16 protein-coding genes are annotated in these 17,826 nt (G+C 38.4%); 10 read left to right on the forward strand and 6 right to left on the reverse strand.

Features of this window, described 5'->3' with window-relative positions:
• Positions 1-324 precede the first annotated feature (324 nt).
• On the forward strand, positions 325-1,431 hold the full coding sequence (locus HEQ28_RS07210) for an alkene reductase (RefSeq protein WP_434501599.1): 1,107 nt from the start codon (positions 325-327) through the stop codon (positions 1,429-1,431).
• 398 nt (positions 1,432-1,829) lie between these two features.
• Here HEQ28_RS07210 and HEQ28_RS07215 read toward each other — a convergent pair whose 3' ends face one another.
• The 6 genes from HEQ28_RS07215 to HEQ28_RS07240 all read right to left on the reverse strand — a co-directional run bounded on the left by HEQ28_RS07215 (position 1,830) and on the right by HEQ28_RS07240 (position 9,646).
• Positions 1,830-2,225 carry a hypothetical protein gene (locus tag HEQ28_RS07215; RefSeq protein ID WP_434501600.1) on the reverse strand — a complete coding sequence of 132 codons (396 nt, stop codon included), beginning with the start codon at positions 2,223-2,225 and terminating at the stop codon, positions 1,830-1,832.
• 192 nt (positions 2,226-2,417) lie between these two features.
• A complete protein-coding gene (locus HEQ28_RS07220; RefSeq protein ID WP_434501601.1) occupies positions 2,418-4,079 on the reverse strand; it encodes a hypothetical protein in 1,662 nt (553 codons plus the stop codon).
• Positions 4,080-4,688: 609 nt separating this feature from the next.
• Complete coding sequence (locus tag HEQ28_RS07225; RefSeq protein ID WP_434501602.1) at positions 4,689-6,146, reverse strand: hypothetical protein; 1,458 nt, start codon at positions 6,144-6,146, stop codon at positions 4,689-4,691.
• A 60-nt stretch (positions 6,147-6,206) separates the two neighbouring features.
• Positions 6,207-7,004 carry a carboxypeptidase-like regulatory domain-containing protein gene (locus HEQ28_RS07230; protein WP_434501603.1) on the reverse strand — a complete coding sequence of 266 codons (798 nt, stop codon included), beginning with the start codon at positions 7,002-7,004 and terminating at the stop codon, positions 6,207-6,209.
• Between the two features lie 1,484 nt (positions 7,005-8,488).
• The gene (queF, locus tag HEQ28_RS07235; protein ID WP_434501604.1) at positions 8,489-8,953 is read right to left on the reverse strand and encodes a preQ(1) synthase; all 465 of its coding nucleotides are present in this window, start codon (positions 8,951-8,953) and stop codon (positions 8,489-8,491) included.
• Positions 8,954-8,956: 3 nt separating this feature from the next.
• Positions 8,957-9,646: a queuosine precursor transporter gene (locus HEQ28_RS07240; protein WP_434501605.1), complete on the reverse strand. Its 690-nt coding sequence runs from the start codon at positions 9,644-9,646 to the stop codon at positions 8,957-8,959.
• Positions 9,647-9,832: 186 nt separating this feature from the next.
• Between HEQ28_RS07240 and lysS the strand changes: the two genes are divergently transcribed.
• From lysS to HEQ28_RS07285, 9 genes are all read left to right on the forward strand, one after another.
• Positions 9,833-11,569, forward strand: a complete 1,737-nt coding sequence (gene lysS / locus HEQ28_RS07245) for a lysine--tRNA ligase (RefSeq protein ID WP_434501606.1) — start codon at positions 9,833-9,835, stop codon at positions 11,567-11,569.
• Positions 11,562-12,557, forward strand: a complete 996-nt coding sequence (locus HEQ28_RS07250; protein ID WP_434501607.1) for an NAD(P)H-dependent glycerol-3-phosphate dehydrogenase — start codon at positions 11,562-11,564, stop codon at positions 12,555-12,557. Before lysS ends, HEQ28_RS07250 begins: the two co-directional genes overlap by 8 nt.
• 40 nt (positions 12,558-12,597) lie before the next feature.
• On the forward strand, positions 12,598-13,947 hold the full coding sequence (locus HEQ28_RS07255; protein WP_434501608.1) for a glucose-6-phosphate isomerase: 1,350 nt from the start codon (positions 12,598-12,600) through the stop codon (positions 13,945-13,947).
• A gap of 87 nt (positions 13,948-14,034) precedes the next feature.
• Complete coding sequence (locus HEQ28_RS07260; protein ID WP_434501609.1) at positions 14,035-14,778, forward strand: HAD family hydrolase; 744 nt, start codon at positions 14,035-14,037, stop codon at positions 14,776-14,778.
• A 133-nt stretch (positions 14,779-14,911) separates the two neighbouring features.
• Positions 14,912-15,091 (forward strand): tetratricopeptide repeat protein, encoded by a 180-nt coding sequence (locus HEQ28_RS07265; RefSeq protein WP_434501610.1) that lies wholly within the window; start codon positions 14,912-14,914, stop codon positions 15,089-15,091.
• Positions 15,092-15,118: 27 nt separating this feature from the next.
• A complete protein-coding gene (locus HEQ28_RS07270) occupies positions 15,119-15,349 on the forward strand; it encodes a 4Fe-4S dicluster domain-containing protein (RefSeq protein ID WP_207154822.1) in 231 nt (76 codons plus the stop codon).
• A 15-nt stretch (positions 15,350-15,364) separates the two neighbouring features.
• A complete protein-coding gene (locus tag HEQ28_RS07275) occupies positions 15,365-16,456 on the forward strand; it encodes a 3-methyl-2-oxobutanoate dehydrogenase subunit VorB (RefSeq protein WP_434501611.1) in 1,092 nt (363 codons plus the stop codon).
• A complete protein-coding gene (locus HEQ28_RS07280) occupies positions 16,449-17,216 on the forward strand; it encodes a thiamine pyrophosphate-dependent enzyme (RefSeq protein ID WP_434501612.1) in 768 nt (255 codons plus the stop codon). Before HEQ28_RS07275 ends, HEQ28_RS07280 begins: the two co-directional genes overlap by 8 nt.
• Before the next feature lie 22 nt (positions 17,217-17,238).
• On the forward strand, positions 17,239-17,784 hold the full coding sequence (locus HEQ28_RS07285; RefSeq protein WP_207154825.1) for a 2-oxoacid:acceptor oxidoreductase family protein: 546 nt from the start codon (positions 17,239-17,241) through the stop codon (positions 17,782-17,784).
• Positions 17,785-17,826 lie beyond the last annotated feature (42 nt).

Consider the following 17,826-nt stretch of genomic DNA (forward strand, 5'->3'; position numbering starts at 1 on the left):
AAAAAGGAGAAAATTTGAAAAACGCACGTTAATTTAGTGTTAATTTCATTTCCTATCTTTATTTTCTACTAGTTTTTTTATAACTTGCCAATATATTTCTGTCAGGTTGGTTAGAGATATACTCATAATTTATATCTTGGTAACCATAAAGTTATGAATAAAACTTAGACTGCAAACTGACATATCATATTGTATTTTTTATATTTCAAAACAATGTTTTAGTATTTATCCGTAAAATGTATAATATATTCCCGCTTATGTATAACTGATGTAACTGACTTTGATATTAATTTTGCAACATTAAATAATTTAAAAAATAAGATTATGAGCAAAACAATTTTTGATACCTATGATTTAAATGGGTTACAATTAAGAAATCGAATAGTTATGGCGCCTATGACTCGCTCTAGAGCTGACAATGAAGGTAATGTAGCTACACCACTCATTGCTGAATATTACAAACAAAGAGCATCTGCAGGATTAATAATTACCGAAGGAACATTTATTAGTCCTGAAGGGGTTGGATACATCAATGTGCCAGCCATTTATTCAAAAGAGCAAGTTGAAGGTTGGAAATTAACCACCAAGGCTGTACATGAAGAGGGTGGAACTATCTTTGCCCAATTGTGGCATACAGGTGCTATGTCGCATCCCGATTTACAGAATGGAAACAAACCACTTGCTCCATCTTCTATTAATCCTAACCAACAAGTATTTACTTTTGAAGGTTTTAAAGATACGGTAGAAGCACGTGCAATGACCATTGCCGACATAAAAAGAACCGTAAATGATTTCAAACAAGCAGCACTAAATGCTTTTGAAGCTGGCTTTGACGGAGTAGAAATACATAGTGCAAACGGCTACTTGTTACAGCAATTTCTACATAAAAACTCAAATCATAGAACCGATGAATATGGAGGTTCTATAGAAAACAGAGCTCGCATAATTTTTGAAATACTTGACGAACTAAAGACTGTGGTTGATCTTACAAGAGTTGGAATTCGCTTTAATCCTGCTCTTCACGGTATGATGGGCATTGAAGTCGATGATGAAACTACAGAATTATATAACTATGTAATCAGTAGATTAAATGACTATCCTTTAGCTTACATCCATCTTACAGAACCATTCACGGATGTTTCAAAAGTGGACTTAGCAATTAAAGAGGTTGCAAAGCATTTCCGTAAATTTTATAAAGGCACTATCATCACAAATGTTCGTTACACAAAAGAAACAGCTAATCAAGTTATAGCATCTGGTGATGCGGATTTGGTTGCTTTTGGATCTCTTTATATTGCGAATCCAGATTTGGTAGAGCGTTTTAAAGTAGATGCACCACTTAATACACCGGACAAAGATACTTATTATACTCCTGGAGAAAAAGGTTATACTGATTATCCGAAAATGAATGAATCTTCAAAATCTATATAATCCTTATCAAACAAGCATTAAAAGTACAACAGATATAAGTATGATTAATAAAATAACTGTAATTGGAGCAACCGGAATGATCGGTGCTCCAATTACCAAGTAACTAATAAAGACTGTTTTTGAAGTAACAGCTTTTGTTAGATATGTATTTATATTTCTTGTTCTTCATCTGTTCGTTTGCTCCTTTTCCCTCTTCCATCACCCTATTTTCTTTTGGTTCTCACATTTATGTCTTTGCAAGTGAGAGCTAAAATTAAACGGCCGTTATTGTTATTTGTTTTATTACCCCAACTGTGTCTTTTGTCTACGAAATCTGTGGGAAAATATATAAATAAGATGGTGAAGAGCAATCATAAGACACCGCATTTCATATTTTACGATTGCTTTTCACTTAACAACTAAGCCAAATCTTCTGGACGATAAGCACTTTTGTAGAAGTTATAAACTAAAGTAAGATGATTCTCTTCTACAAGAATATGGTTAATATTTTCTGAAAACGAAATATAATTTGCATCAACACGACTGAAACGATAAGTTGCATATTCATATAAGATTTTATCATGACTATCCAGTCCATACTCTTTTATAGTACCGTCACGAAAAAATACCAAAGCATCTGCATAGACACCGTAAGTCTCTGATGCAAAACGATGAATCCATACAGTGTTAGCAAATTGTTTATCTACAACATTATCATCGTCCTTGCTGCATGCCGTAAAAACATTCAACAATAACAATATAATACTAATAGTAAAAACACTATTCTTTGCTGTCATTAATAATTTAGATTTCATGTATATAGTTTTTTTAGTTCGATGCAAAGGTACAAATTATAGATATACAAGCAAAATAAGCAAATAGACTTTAAAAAAAATTAACTTAAGCAATTGCAAGCCAATTACTACGAAATAATATTTAGGCATAAAATATAACTTACTAAATCTATATTCTGCTATTCGCAAAAAAATATTTCTTGGTTGTTTTCATTACTTATTGTATCTTTTTTGAGTTAAGTAATCTGTTGAAAATGGTAATATACTCATTGTTATTGGGCCAGTTCCCAAAATCATTGGAACAACACTCCCGTCTGAGTATATTATTGATATTGGGTAATCCTCAAAATAATCCATTTTAAAATCACCTATTCTCAAATTATGAGCCGCTATTGAAAATGTTTTTGTAACCGTTTTCTCAAACGAATTACTAGAGTCAAATTTTCCATTAATTCCCAAATCCAATATCTTAAATAGTTTTGCTTTTGCCCCTAATCCTAAATTTACATCAGAAGAATACTTCATAGTATAAGATTCAGAAGTAGTGGTTGTTGATTTTTCATCTGGATTTATTAAATATACCACAACAGACTTAGTTATTGGTCCTTTTAAAATATTCCATCTGTCTAAAATAGGAAACTGGTTGTTTTCCAAAGGATAAAACCATTTTGAAGCTATATTTTTTAGATTGATACTATAAGCATATCTTGAATGTCTAAATGCTGTACGGTGTCTCTTACTTCGATTTACATCCAAATTAAAAAGTTGATCAGGTCGTGCATAAATTCTTACACTCTGAGTTGTCACATTTTCCTGAGCCTCGTTTCCTGAAATAAAAGTAAATAAAAAACAATATACTCGTCCATTTATTAGTCTACGAATAGCATCTTCTCTAGTTATAGGACTCTTCTTCACTATTACATCCTGATTAAAAAAATTATAAGCCCCTTTATTTGTTGTCATATCTTTAAAATCAGCACTAACAGAAAATTTTATTTTATAGATACAATCCTTAACATCAGATTTCAAAGTCATCGCAGTGTCGTTTAAATTGTTCAGACCATAATACATAGCAAATCGTGTCCCTCGCTTGGATGATTTAGATACTTTATATGCATAGATGAGCTTTGGATCTAGATCTGAGCTTGGTATTTTTCCATTTGTATATTTATCAGATGGTGCCTTTTGCCCTCCGCTTCTTGTACTTGAAATAGTGTTGTGCTTATTGCAACTAGGATTGAACACAGGAGAAACATATTCATAATTATTTCCTAACATCACATTATCATTACTATCAAAGCTGCGTGTTGATGAAGTCTTTTTTTGTATCGCGTTATTTTCAGAAATCACTAACACGTTAAAATCTGGTATTTCATCATCAGAAATAGAATCAACCACTTCTCCATTAACAAATATTTTTTGCCCACAAAGAACAGGTAATTCGGCTTCTGAAGTATTCAAATCACTTACTTTAGTAGTTCCTAACTCAGGTAAATGAATATTCAACATAGGTACATGCTTTTCAATAGAATCCAGCAAAACATCATGTGATACATATTGGCAAAGTACATCTTTAAAAGTTATATTTCCTATATATTTATCTTTTGCAATAGGAAAGAAAACATCATAAGCATTATCTATTTTTTTAAGGGCTTCATCTTTCACAAACTGGCGAACATCTTGTCGTTCATATATTGCTTGTGAAAGGCATCTAGCAAATTGCATTTCATATTGGATATTGGTATTTTTACCAGCATCGTTTTGTAAGGATTGATTTGTATCAGAAGCATCAGTAAGATTGGACAATTCTTCTTTATCTGAACAAGAAATCATTCCCAAAATAACAGAACAAACAACTAATATTTTTAATTTCATATATAGTTCTTATAATTCCACACAAAGGTATACATTATAAATATATAAACAAATTAACTTTTTTATTAATTAACTTAAGCTAGCTTAAAACAATCAAGACTGATATAAAATTTACACATTTTTATATAACTTACTAAATCTACATTCAGCTATTTTAACCACATACTACTTTGCAAGTTACCACTAATAAAAAGCGTCAAAACAATTGTTTTATTTTGAAATCCATTGATACAAAAACTATTATCTGTGCTTTTAGAGCAATAAGGATTTCTGCTAAAAATACAATAGCATGAACTACGCTATCTCCCGCAGATAACGTAGAGGAATGCAGCGGGCTGCATTTTTCTGCAAGAGAATATTCGCATAAGAGGACTCTATCAATTCTACAAAGAAACCCCAATGATTCTCTCGCAGATCTCGCAGATTACGCAGATAAAACCACAAAAGCACAATAACCTCAAGCTATAATATCTGCAAAATAATGCAGCCTGCTGCATTCCTCTGCGAGATCTGCGTTATCAGCGAGAGAATGACCACGCAAACTTGCTCAATCTATCTACGAAGAATCTCCTCCTGTTTCTTTTCCAAATTTATATTCTCCATTGAAGTCTAAAAGTTTTGTGCTTTTTCCGTATCGTTGTTAAAGCTGTTGTCGCTCTTTCGGGTCGACTTGCCTCCTCCAAACTTATATTTCGCAACAAGCATGATACCAAACCCGGTATTATTTTGATCGGTGTAATATTTTTTCGTGGAGTAGCCGTCTATCGAGATTCCATCGTGTCGTTTGTCATTCATATTGTCTATTGGAACTAATATATTCAGAGAAACCGGCATATTATCCTTAAAGAATGAACGAACCACCGTAAACATCATCGAGTTTACTCCCCACATATGCTCTCCCTGAAAAACAGCATTATTATTATTCACATAAATGTGCACGAGTCGGAAGCTTAACTTCTGACGCTGCAACATATAATTGAGTTCAGAACGCATGGTAAAGCCATGTCCATTCAGATTGCATCCATATGCATCGTTTTTTAACTTTTCTGCGTAATAACTAATATCCTCATTGAACATCAATCCTTTCAGTAACTGATACTGTCCTGTGATGCCATAAGTAAACTGAGATCTGTCCACATTAAAGTTGCTTTCTACAATCATTCCGTCAGCATTCTTACTATAGATGTCATTAACGCTATTCTGGTTGATAAACGTTTTCTGATAAAGCGTGAACCACTTGTCAATGCTCACTGTAGAATATATCTGTTGCCCCACCGTCTGTTTCAGTAATGGATTACCTATGTGTATCATCCATCTGTCCACATTATATTGATTGGTAGACAATTGGTCAAGACTAGGATAACTTGTATTGCAAGTATAGTCCACCCTACACGTCAGAATATTGAATGGCTTCCAGAACAGCGATCCACCAGGTTCCCAAGTAGTGTGACTGACACGACCTGAAGTATTTCTGTCAATGACGTTGTTCCACCCCATGCCTACTCTAATACTGAAATTGTCAGTGGGCTGATAAGACAGCATACCCCCCACACGGTTACGATTGTTGATAGACGTATAAATTTCTTCGTTAGTCGCTAGGTTAGTGTTTATATATTTTCGCCACATCAACGAATAGTCAATGTTGAAGTTCCATTTCTTTGCAAAGGGAATGGCAGCATTAAAATAATATCTAATAAAATCCTTCTTTCCATGTGTCGAGTTCACATTGTCATTCATTCCCGTCTCGCTGTAGAGGCGATTCTCATTAATAGCATAATTGTTATATGAGATATCACTCTTGATATTTATATTCTTAATCTGCCCACTATAAAACAGTCCCACAGTATATTCGTTCGTCTTATAGTTGTCATACGATGCCTGGCTCGCCCTACCCGTCTGTGCTGAGTCCGTCGTCTCTAAGTCATAGCTGGTTCTGTTCTTGACATCGGTCCATTCTCCCTCCATCTGCAATGACAGCGTGTGATCCTTGGCAATCCTGTAGTCCACACCTACCGTTATAGACGGGTCATAGAAATGATTAATATCGTTGGGATGTGCTAAATCCACCTTACCAAGCGATTTCTTCTTATATTTATCTGTATATTCCGTCTCAAGGCTCGATGCATTTTAGCAATGGTTAACCCTATAATTAGGCGACACATAAAAATTCCATTTGTTCAATGAATAGGTGAATGGCGCAAAAAAAGTCAGAAAGCCACCATTCTTGTTGTTAAAGAAAAAGGCATCACGGGTCAGTGGAGTGAAGTCCCACCCTACATAGTCGTCTTTCAGTCTTAGGTTCACCAGAACGGCATGTCCGGCATACTTTCCAGTAGGACGGTAGGTGATATCAATATAGGCTATTCGCTTTGGATTCACCTCTCTGATATAGTCCTGTGGCTTCTCCACATCGTTCACCAACAGCACCACATCTTTCTCTCCGTTGATCTGGATTTCGTCTGTAACCCAATCCCTTCTCACTCCGGGAAGTTTTGCCAGCAGCTGCGATGCATTTTGCGTTCCTTTCCTCATAGCTTCGGTCACCAAATACTGGTCCGTGTCAATGTTTTGTTTTTTCTGGTGACCTGTAACCACCACGTCAGAAAGAGTCTGTCCCGCCTGAAGCGTAATTATGCCGAGGTCTTCCTGCAACCTTTTCTCGTCCTGCTTCATATAGCGCGCATATCCGATGTAAGAGACTGCCACCTTCGCGATGGAGTCCTTAGTGGCTTGCACCGAGAAGGAACCATCTGCATTTGTCAATGCACCGCAGACAAAAACATTCTGCTTATTAAACAACTGCACCGTCGCCCCCATCAGTGGCTGCTTACTTTCTGCATCACACACTTTTCCTTTATAGCATTGTGCCGACAAGCTCATACTATACAGAAAAACCATTATAAACAAGATAAACTTTGTTTTCATAGTCTTAGGTATGATGAGCTGGAGAACATTAATAATCAACTGTCTACAGCGTAAGTTTAAAACATTATGCTCAAAAAATAAATCTTTTTGTGTTGGACATTCCATTGGTTCATTTAATTTTTAGTTTTCATCGAAATGGTATCGATTTGCAAAAGTAAAGAAATAAAACCGACTATTCAAAAGAACTTCTGATTTTTTCCAGACTATTTAACAAAGATACACATATTTATCACCTCCTTGTACCGACGGGATTATAGGCTTCTACGATAATTTTAGAAATATATTCCAAGAAATCATTAAATTGTGTGTAGCAAGAAGAAAGATGACGCCCCCTACCAATTTCATATTTTTTAGCTACGAAGCTACGACGGCATATTAAATATTTGATTTACAATTGGTTGCTGGCTCGCAACCTCATTTTTTAGCTACGTCAAGCTACGTTTTAGCTACGTCAACTTGTGTCATTTTAAGGATGAAATGTATTCTATGAATAAATTTATCAAAGAATCGTTTGCTGTATCTGAGGAACTGAGGATTTATAAATAGATGCATTAAACGAGAACAGAATTTTCAAGCTTGTTTAAATATTCTGCCGAATTCCGCTGAATTCTCGGCAAAGATACTGCAAAATTTTTGTCCATGCAATCAGATTTAGCTTAGCCTGTTAGCCAAAGTTTTAATTACTGTGGTGCTACACATCTGTAATTCACGCACGTGCGCATGCGTACACTCTGAGTTTTTCGTAAAAATAAGTGTCTAAGCGTCTATCCATTGAGCATCAACTTATTAGAACTCTTTTCGAGTCGAATAAAGTGTCGGTTATTCGTCGATAAAATATGGGTGAAAATTTTCCTCATATTGCATTCCACTTTACGAAGTATTTCGTTGCGTTTTGCGATGTTTTGCAATCCTTTTTACGATGAAATGCATTGCGTTTTACGAAGCAATAGGAGGTAAAACATCGTAGAAACGTTTGCGTTTCTATATGGAATGAGTTACGTTTCTATATAGAAACGTATGTAAAACTTGAATTTTGACTACCAGATCACCGTCACCTTATTTAATAGAATTCGTCGATAAAATACTGATATTCATTAAGTTGACACTTCGACACTTGTATTTTTCAAAACCCTAGGTGCGCGCGTGAAGGCGCGTACATTAATATAGGCAGAAATAAATACCGTAGCTAAGACGTAGCTCACGTAGCTAAATTCATTTAGCTACGTTCCGTTAGCCCCTTTGTTTAAAGGCTTGGCGAGAGATAACGTAGCTCCGTAGCTAAAAAACACCAAAAACGCAGAGAAGACTGCCTAAATGTACAAAATCCAAATCGTCACAGTGAAATATAGTATATAAACATTTATTTTTACTTTACACTAAATTTTAATAATATTAATTGGACACTAGTGACTAAATATGATCAGTGCATAATTCCGCCAACAGGTCATTATGACAAAAAAATTGCGGCAAATTTGCCGCAATTATTATTTATCCATATTATGATTAAAGAATCGATGTTCTGCTAACTTCTCATACTTAGTATTCGGCATGCCATGGTTGGCATACGGGAAAATACTGATGCCACCACGTGGTGTGAAATAACCAGTAACCTCTATATATTTGGGTTCCATTAGTTTGATGAGGTCTTTCATGATCGTGTTTACGCAATCCTCATGAAAATCACCATGATTACGGAAACTGAACAGATACAACTTCAAACTCTTGCTCTCAACCATCTTCTCTGCCGGAATATAACTGATACGTATTTCAGCAAAGTCTGGCTGACCGGTGATTGGACACAATGATGTAAACTCTGGACAGTTGAACTGCACCCAATAATCATTACCAGGATGCTTATTGGTAAATGTTTCAAGTGTTTCAGGAGCATAATCCATGCTATACTTGGTCTTTGCGCCAAGAGCATGCAATCCTTCTTCTTTTCTTTCCATATTCTAGATATTAAAAATTTTCAATATGTTATAACTTATGCCGTCATCATAGGCATCCTCACCTTCATGTGACTTCAAAAACTTCACTACCTTAATAGTAACTGGGAGTACGACTATCTCGTATACTGTTTTTAAAACTACTTGCCAGAGCATGAGCTTAGGCAGTTCATTTAAAGGAACTACACCACCCAAAGCTAGAGGGAAAAAGAGTATTGAGTCTGCTGTCTCGCCAAAAACTGTACTCAATATGGCACGTGCTGAGAAATTTTTACCCCTATCACGTATCTTCATCCGACTCATAATATAAGCATTGACAAAACTGCCAGCAATGAAAGCTATAAACGAAGCCAAAGCTATACGTGGAGCAAGTCCAAATACAGCATGAAAGCCTGCATCGTTGGTCCAATAAGGCGCACCAGGAATGGCATCACACAACGCACCCAAGGACACGAAAAAGAAGTTCATCGCAAACCCTATCCATATAAGCAGACGAGCCTTGCCATATCCCCAAACTTCGCATACACAGTCGTTAATAATATAAGACACAGGAAATACTAATAGTCCTCCAGTGAGACTGATCCCACCAACTAAAATTTGCTTTGTTTCCAATACGTTTGCCGCTATCAGACAAACACAGAAGAGTATACTGAAAAGCATAAACAGCACACTTACTGAACTTTTTGCTTTATTCATTTTCTTGTTTTTTACGAGGTTTACCAAGTACTCGGTTATTCTAAAATGCGTGCAAAGATACAAAATAATCTGCATATATAAAGCATCATCCAGCGCAATATACATAAAAAAGATAAAAAGCGGTTCGAATTCAGATTTATTTATTACTTTTGCACCTTGGAACAAGAATATATTCGAAATAATAATATGAACGTTTTAGAGTTAAGTGAACAGGAGATAATTCGCAGACAATGTCTCCAAGAACTGCGCGATATGGGCATTAATCCGTATCCAGCAGCAGAGTTTCCAACGAACGCATTCTCAACCGAAATAAAGGCTGAGTTCAAGGATGACGAGCAGCGCGACGTTGTTGTCGCAGGCCGTATGATGAGCCGCCGTATTATGGGTAAAGCAAGTTTTGCGGAGATACAAGATAGCAAAGGACGTATACAAGTTTATATTTCTCGTGACGAGATTTGTCCTGACGAGGATAAAGACCTATACAACAAAGTCTTCAAGAAATTGATGGATATCGGTGACTTCATCGGTATCAAAGGTTTTGTATTCAAGACACAGACTGGCGAAATCAGTATCCATGCAAAGGAAATCACTATTCTAAGCAAGAGTTTGAAGCCACTGCCTATCGTTAAATATAAAGACGGTGTGGCTTATGACAAATTCGATGATCCTGAACTTCGTGCACGTCAGCGCTATGTTGACCTTATTGTTAACGAAGGCGTAAAAGACACTTTCTTGAAACGTGCAACAGTATTGCGTACAATGCGCAACTTTTTCGACAACCATGGTTATACCGAGGTTGAGACTCCTACATTGCAAAGTATTGCCGGAGGTGCAAGCGCACGTCCATTTATAACACATTTCAACGCTCTTAACGTTGATATGTATATGCGTATCGCCACAGAACTTTATCTGAAACGCCTCATCGTAGGTGGTTTCGAGGGCGTTTACGAAATAGGAAAGAACTTCCGTAACGAGGGTATGGACAAATACCACAATCCAGAGTTTACATGTATGGAACTTTATGTTCAGTACAAAGACTACAACTGGATGATGGCGTTTACAGAGGAGTTGCTTGAAACAATATGCAAAACTGTAAACGATGGTTCTACAGAGGTAAAGAACGGCGAGAATATAATTAGCTTTAAGGCTCCATTCCGTCGTCTCCCTATCCTAGACGCAATAAAAGAAAAGACAGGTTTTGACCTTTCAGAAAAGAACGAAGATGAAATTCGCAAGATTGCTATCGAAGACTTGAAGATGGAAAGCATCGACGAGAGCTTCGGCAAGGGCAAACTTATTGATGAGATTTTCGGAGAGTTCTGCGAAGGTACATTCATTCAGCCTACTTTCATCACAGACTATCCTGTTGAGATGAGTCCGCTTACTAAGATGCACCGCTCAAAGCCAGGACTTACAGAGCGTTTCGAATTGATGGTAAACGGTAAGGAACTTGCTAACGCATATTCTGAGCTTAACGACCCTATTGATCAGGAAGATAGATTCAAGGATCAGATGGCACTTGCCGACAAGGGTGATGACGAGGCGATGATCATTGATCAGGACTTCTTGCGTTCATTGCAATACGGTATGCCTCCAACATCAGGTATCGGTATCGGTATTGACCGCCTTTGTATGCTGATGATTGGTAAAGAGAATATTCAAGAGATTATGCTGTTCCCACAGATGAAGCCAGAGGCTAAGATGCCACAGAGTTCTATCAAGGAATGGGCTGAAATCGGTGTAGCAGAAGATTGGGCTTATGTAATGCGTAAAGCAGGATTCAACCTTATCAATGATATAAAGGATGAGAAAGCTCAGGGATTACAGCAGAAAATCGGAGAAATAAACAAGAAATATAAACTTGGATACGAAAAGCCTAGTGTCGAAGACATTCAGGCCTGGATAGACAAGGCTAATGTATAATTGCGGAAAGATAGCAATCATTGGTGGCGGTTCGTGGGCTACGGCCATAGCCAAAATTGTGGTGGGACATACTCATCACATAGGATGGTATATGCGTCGCGAAGACCGTATAGACGACTTCAAGCGACTAGGCCACAACCCTGCCTATCTGATGAGTGCTCATTTCAATGTCGATGAGATTGCCTTCTTCAGCGACATAAACAAAATAGCTCAGAACTACGACACACTTGTTTTTGTCACTCCGTCTCCTTATCTTAAGAATCATCTTAAGAAACTGAAGACAGGACTACGTGATAAATTTATCGTCACGGCGATAAAGGGTATTGTTCCCGATGAGAACCTTGTATGTTCTGAATATTTCCATCAGGTGTATGATGTTCCTTATGACAACTTGGCTTGCATTGGCGGTCCGTCTCATGCAGAGGAAGTGGCATTGGAGCGTCTTTCATACCTCACGGTAGGATGTTCTGACAAGGACAAGGCACTATCGTTTGCCGATATTCTCACAAGCGACTTCATAAAGACAAAGACATCCAGCGATGTGATAGGCATTGAATATTCTTCTGTCTTGAAGAATGTATATGCAATAGCTGCAGGTATATGCAACGGACTTAAATACGGTGATAACTTCCAAGCTGTGCTGGTAGCAAATGCCGTTCAGGAAATGAATCGCTTTCTTACAGCCGTTCATCCTATTGATCGAAACATATACGACAGTGTTTATCTTGGTGACCTCTTGGTGACAGGATACAGCAACTTCAGCCGTAACCGAACTTTCGGAACAATGATTGGAAAGGGATACTCTGTAAAGAGCGCGCAGATAGAAATGGAAATGATTGCCGAGGGATTCTTCGGAACAAAATGCATGAAGGAGATAAATCGACACATGCACGTGAACATGCCTATTCTTGATGCAGTATACAACATATTGTATGAAAGAATAAATCCTCAGATTGAAATAAAGTTATTAACAGACAGTTTTAGATAGTTATGATCTTATAAAAGAGATCTTGAAAATTAAAGATTCAATGAAAAATATTAGCTTAGACATTACAAAGGCTGAACAATTCCTGAAATCAGGAGCTGTTGAAGCTTATGAAGGTCAGGTTAAGGCCGCTCAGGAAGCTCTTGAGAATGGCACTTGCCCGGGTAACGATTTTCTAGGATGGCTTCACTTGCCATCAAGCATCACACCAGCATTTCTTGACGAAGTAGAGGCTGTAGCTAAAACAATACGCGAGAAGTGTGAAGTTGTTGTTGTTGCAGGTATCGGTGGTTCTTATCTTGGCGCACGCGCCGTTATCGAAGCTCTCGGTAACAGTTTTGCATGGCTTGTTGAAGACAAGAAGAACCCAACTATCATGTTTGCCGGAAACAACATCGGAGAGGATTATCTTTCAGAACTCACAGAGTATCTTAAAGGTAAGAAATTTGGTGTTATCAACATCAGCAAGTCTGGTACTACAACTGAGACTGCACTTACATTCCGTCTTCTAAAGAAGCAATGCGAAGAGCAGAGAGGTAAGGATGAAGCTAAAGATGTTATCGTAGCTGTTACAGATGCAAAGAAGGGTGCTGCCCGTACTTGCGCAGACAAAGAGGGCTATAAGTCTTTCATTATTCCTGATAATATCGGTGGTCGTTTCTCTGTACTCACTCCAGTAGGTCTTCTTCCTATTGCATGTGCAGGCTTCGACATCAAAGCTCTCGTAAAGGGTGCTCAGGATATGGAGAAGGCTACAGGCAAGGATGTTCCTTTTGCTGAGAATATTGCAGCTAAATATGCAGCCGTACGTAACGGTCTATATAGCCAGGCAGGTAAGAAGATTGAGATTATCGTCAACTTCCAGCCAAAACTTCATTTCATGGCTGAATGGTGGAAGCAACTTTTCGGAGAGAGCGAAGGCAAAGACGGTAAGGGTATCTTCCCTGCAGCTTGCGACTTCACAACAGACTTGCACTCTATGGGTCAGTGGATTCAGGAAGGCGAGCGTTCTATCTTCGAGACTGTTATCAGCATTGAAAAGCCAAATAAGACTCTTTTGTTCCCACACGACGATGAGAATCTTGACGGACTTAACTTCCTTGAAGGAAAGCGCGTTGACGAAGTTAACAAGATGGCAGAACTTGGTACACGTCTAGCACATGTTGACGGTGGTGTTCCTAACATTCGCCTCAGCGTTCCTGAGCTCAACGAATACTATATCGGTCAGATTATATTCTTCTTTGAGATGGCTTGCGGTATCAGCGGTAACCTTCTTGAAGTAAACCCATTCAACCAACCAGGTGTAGAGGCTTACAAGAAGAATATGTTTGCACTGCTCAATAAGCCAGGATACGAGGCAGAGAGCAAGGCCATACAGGAAAAACTGAAGTAAAAATGAAAACTGTTTAGTTGTTTCAACTAACGCAATATCAAATATGGTGGATGCAGTTGAATAATTGCATCCACCTATTTTTATAATATGATACGAGAAGCTGTTACAGAATATTTAAGGCAACAAGGCATTCAAGTAATGTCTGAATCAGAAAAGTTTGGCTGGAACTTCAAATGCGTGTTATTTGACATGGATGGAGTTCTTTATGACAGTATGCCCAACCATGCAATTGCATGGCAGGAAAGCATGGCTAAATTCGGTATCAACATGACCGCAGCTGATGCCTATGCTACAGAAGGAGCAAGAGGCATAGACACTATCAAGAAGTATATGCGTGACCAACTTGGAAAGGATATCACTCTTGACGAGGCACAAACTATTTATGACGAGAAGACCAGAATATTCCACGACATGCCAATAGCTCCTATCTTTGACGGAGTAACCGACATGATGGAAAAAATTATTCAATCAGGAATGTCCGTCAACGTAGTTACGGGAAGCGGTCAGCGTCCTTTGATAGACCGACTTCTTCATGATTTCGGGAGATATCTTGATGAAGATCACATCACGACAGCTTATAATGTAAAGAGAGGCAAACCATATCCTGATCCATACCTTATAGGATTAAGAAAGGTTGGAGATCTTAAACCATCACAGGGAATCGTTGTGGAGAATGCTCCACTTGGTGTAAAATCTGGAGTATCAGCAGGTATTTTCACCGTAGCAATCAACAGTGGTCCACTACCCGATTCTGTCTTAAAAAACGAAGGTGCAAATATACTATTTCACAAAATGACGGAGTTATCCGATGAATGGAACAATATATTCTAATTATTGCACAATCAAAATAGGTGTGCGCATTTTTTAGCAAAACTATTTTAATATAGTTTAAAATCAAAGTTGTTTATACGGGATTTACATTTCTCTTACATACATTTGTCACGGGAAAAATATAAAAAACACAATGACGGCTGAAGATTACTACAAACTTGGCAATTCTTATCGCAAGAAAGGAGACTTCAAACATGCTATTGATTCTTACAACGAAGCAATAGCTTTAGATCCAAACAGTCCTGCTGTTGAAGCTAAGAGAATGCTTGAAAGTATATTTGCTTACTATTGCAAAGATATGTATAATCCTTAGAACTTGTCATTTTCAAAAACAATTATAATGGGAAAAATATTAGGTGCTGTTGTTATTAACGAAGACAGATGCAAGGGTTGCGCACTTTGCGTAGACGCTTGTCCTAAAGACGTTTTAGCATTAGCAGGAAGAAAAGTCAACGTTCACGGTTATCCTTATGTTGAAGCTATAAAAGCCGATGACTGCATCGGATGTGCTTCATGTGGAATTGTATGCCCTGATGGCTGCATTACCGTTTATCGTAAAAAATTAGACTAATAGAAAGATCTACCTATGGAGAAAAAAGAAGTAACACTTATGAAGGGTAATGAAGCTGTCGCACACGCAATGATTCGCTGTGGAGCTGATGCTTTCTTTGGTTATCCAATAACACCTCAAAGTGAAATTATAGAGACATTGGCTCTCTTGAAACCTTGGGAGACAACGGGTATGGTTGTTCTTCAAGCAGAAAGTGAAGTTGCATCTATTAATATGGTATATGGTGGTGGTGGCGCTGGAAAGCGTGTTATAACCACAAGTTCAAGCCCTGGTGTGGCTTTGATGCAGGAAGGTATCTCTTACATGGCTGGTGCCGAGATTCCAGGAGTTATCGTAAACGTTCAGCGTGGAGGTCCTGGACTTGGAACTATACAGCCAAGTCAGAGTGATTACATGCAGGCAACACGCGGAGGTGGAAATGGTGACTATAATGTCATTGTATTGGCTCCTGCTTCTGTTCAGGAAATGGCTGACTTTGTAGACTTATCTTTCGAACTGGCGTTCAAATACCGTAATCCGGTTATGATTCTCAGCGACGGCGTTATCGGTCAGATGATGGAGAAGGTTGTTCTTCCTCCTATCAAGCCTCGTCGTACAGAAGAAGAGATAGCAAAGGAATGCCCTTGGGCGACTATCGGCAGACCAAGTTCACGCGAGCCTAATATTATGACATCGCTTGAACTCAAACCTGAGGTTATGGAGGAAATAAATATTCACCTTCAGGAGAAATACCAACTTGCAAAGGATACAGAAACAAGATGCGAGATAACAGACTGTGACGATGCAGATTATGTAATCGTGGCATTCGGAAGCGCAGCACGTATTACAGAGAAGAGTATGGAGCTTGCACGCAGCCGTGGAATCAAAGTAGGACTCTTCCGTCCTATCACACTATGGCCTTTCCCTGAAAAGGAACTTAGAAAGACTGTAGCGGGTAAGAAAGGAATCCTTGTTGCTGAAATAAACGCAGGACAGATGATTGAAGACGTGAAGTTGGCTATAGGAAACTCTCTACCAACAGAACACTTTGGACGTCTCGGAGGTATTGTTCCTGATCCTGAAGAAATTGTTAACGCTCTGAAAACAAAACTCATAGACAATGAATAACGACATCATATCACCTGACAATCTGGTTTACAAGAAACCAGAACTTATGAACGATACGGCAATGCACTACTGTGCCGGTTGCTCTCACGGTGTAGTGCATAAATTGGTAGCTGAGGTAATAGAAGAAATGGGCATGCAGAATAAGACTATTGGCGTTAGTCCGGTAGGTTGTGCAGTGTTTGCCTATCGCTATCTTGATATTGACTGGCAGGAAGCTCCTCACGGTCGTGCACCAGCTGTTGCAACAGGTATCAAGCGCTTGTGGCCAGATCGTCTGGTATTTACATATCAGGGTGACGGTGACCTTGCTTGTATCGGAACTTGCGAGACTATTCACGCTCTGAACCGTGGCGAGAATATACCTATCATATTCATCAACAATGCCATTTATGGTATGACTGGAGGACAGATGGCTCCTACAACTCTTATCGGACAGAAGACAGCAACATGTCCTTATGGTCGTGAACCAGAATTGCACGGATACCCACTTAACATGACAGAACTAGCTAGTCACCTTACAGGTACATGTTTTGTTACTCGCCAGAGTGTTGAGAACGTAGCATCTATACGTAAGGCTAAGGCTGCGATACGCAAAGCTTTTGATGCATCTATGAAAGGATTAGGCTCAAGTCTTGTTGAAATCGTGTCAACTTGCAACAGTGGTTGGAAACTTACACCAAAGCAAGCTAACGACTGGATGGAAGAGCACATGTTCAAGGAGTATCCAAAGGGAGACCTTAAAGATACAACTAATCTTTAGTTAACGGTAAAATCCAAAAGAAATGAAAAAAGAAATTATCATATCAGGTTTTGGAGGTCAGGGTGTTCTCTCAATGGGAAAGATCCTTGCCTACTCAGGACTGCTTGAAGATAAAGAGGTGACATGGATGCCTGCCTATGGTCCAGAGCAACGTGGCGGTACAGCTAACGTGACGGTCATCATAAGCGACGAGCGCATTTCATCACCTATATTAAGTAAATTTGATATAGCAATTGTACTTAATCAACCGTCAATGGATAAGTTTATCTCAAAGGTAAAGCCTGGAGGTATATTGATTTACGACGGTTTCGGTATTATAAACCCTCCTACACGAAAGGATATCACTGTATATCGTATCGATGCAATGGACAAAGCTGCCGAGATGAAGAATGCGAAAGTTTTCAATATGATCGTTTTAGGAGGCTTGCTAAAAGTTTGCAAGATTGTAAGTACCGATGGTCTTAACAAGGCTCTCTATAAGACTCTTCCTGAAAGACATCACAAACTTATACCGCTTAACATGCAAGCTGTAGAAGAAGGAATGAATCTCATTGAAGAAGTGAAATAAGATATGGCGATTTAACGCTACATCATTAAATAGATACCGCCC

Source organism: Prevotella sp. (assembly GCF_051059605.1).
Taxonomy (GTDB): Bacteria; Bacteroidota; Bacteroidia; order Bacteroidales; family Bacteroidaceae; genus Prevotella.

Coding starts and splice junctions, on each gene's coding strand:
- HEQ28_RS07255 (WP_434501608.1), top strand. CDS start 12,598: ATGAAAAATATTAGCTTAGACATTACAAAGGCTGAACAATTCCTGAAA.
- HEQ28_RS07215 (WP_434501600.1), bottom strand. CDS start 2,225: ATGAAATCTAAATTATTAATGACAGCAAAGAATAGTGTTTTTACTATT.
- HEQ28_RS07265 (WP_434501610.1), top strand. CDS start 14,912: ATGACGGCTGAAGATTACTACAAACTTGGCAATTCTTATCGCAAGAAA.
- lysS (WP_434501606.1), top strand. CDS start 9,833: ATGAACGTTTTAGAGTTAAGTGAACAGGAGATAATTCGCAGACAATGT.
- HEQ28_RS07280 (WP_434501612.1), top strand. CDS start 16,449: ATGAATAACGACATCATATCACCTGACAATCTGGTTTACAAGAAACCA.
- HEQ28_RS07285 (WP_207154825.1), top strand. CDS start 17,239: ATGAAAAAAGAAATTATCATATCAGGTTTTGGAGGTCAGGGTGTTCTC.
- HEQ28_RS07240 (WP_434501605.1), bottom strand. CDS start 9,646: ATGAATAAAGCAAAAAGTTCAGTAAGTGTGCTGTTTATGCTTTTCAGT.
- queF (WP_434501604.1), bottom strand. CDS start 8,953: ATGGAAAGAAAAGAAGAAGGATTGCATGCTCTTGGCGCAAAGACCAAG.
- HEQ28_RS07250 (WP_434501607.1), top strand. CDS start 11,562: ATGTATAATTGCGGAAAGATAGCAATCATTGGTGGCGGTTCGTGGGCT.
- HEQ28_RS07270 (WP_207154822.1), top strand. CDS start 15,119: ATGGGAAAAATATTAGGTGCTGTTGTTATTAACGAAGACAGATGCAAG.
- HEQ28_RS07210 (WP_434501599.1), top strand. CDS start 325: ATGAGCAAAACAATTTTTGATACCTATGATTTAAATGGGTTACAATTA.
- HEQ28_RS07260 (WP_434501609.1), top strand. CDS start 14,035: ATGATACGAGAAGCTGTTACAGAATATTTAAGGCAACAAGGCATTCAA.
- HEQ28_RS07230 (WP_434501603.1), bottom strand. CDS start 7,004: ATGAAAACAAAGTTTATCTTGTTTATAATGGTTTTTCTGTATAGTATG.
- HEQ28_RS07275 (WP_434501611.1), top strand. CDS start 15,365: ATGGAGAAAAAAGAAGTAACACTTATGAAGGGTAATGAAGCTGTCGCA.
- HEQ28_RS07220 (WP_434501601.1), bottom strand. CDS start 4,079: ATGAAATTAAAAATATTAGTTGTTTGTTCTGTTATTTTGGGAATGATT.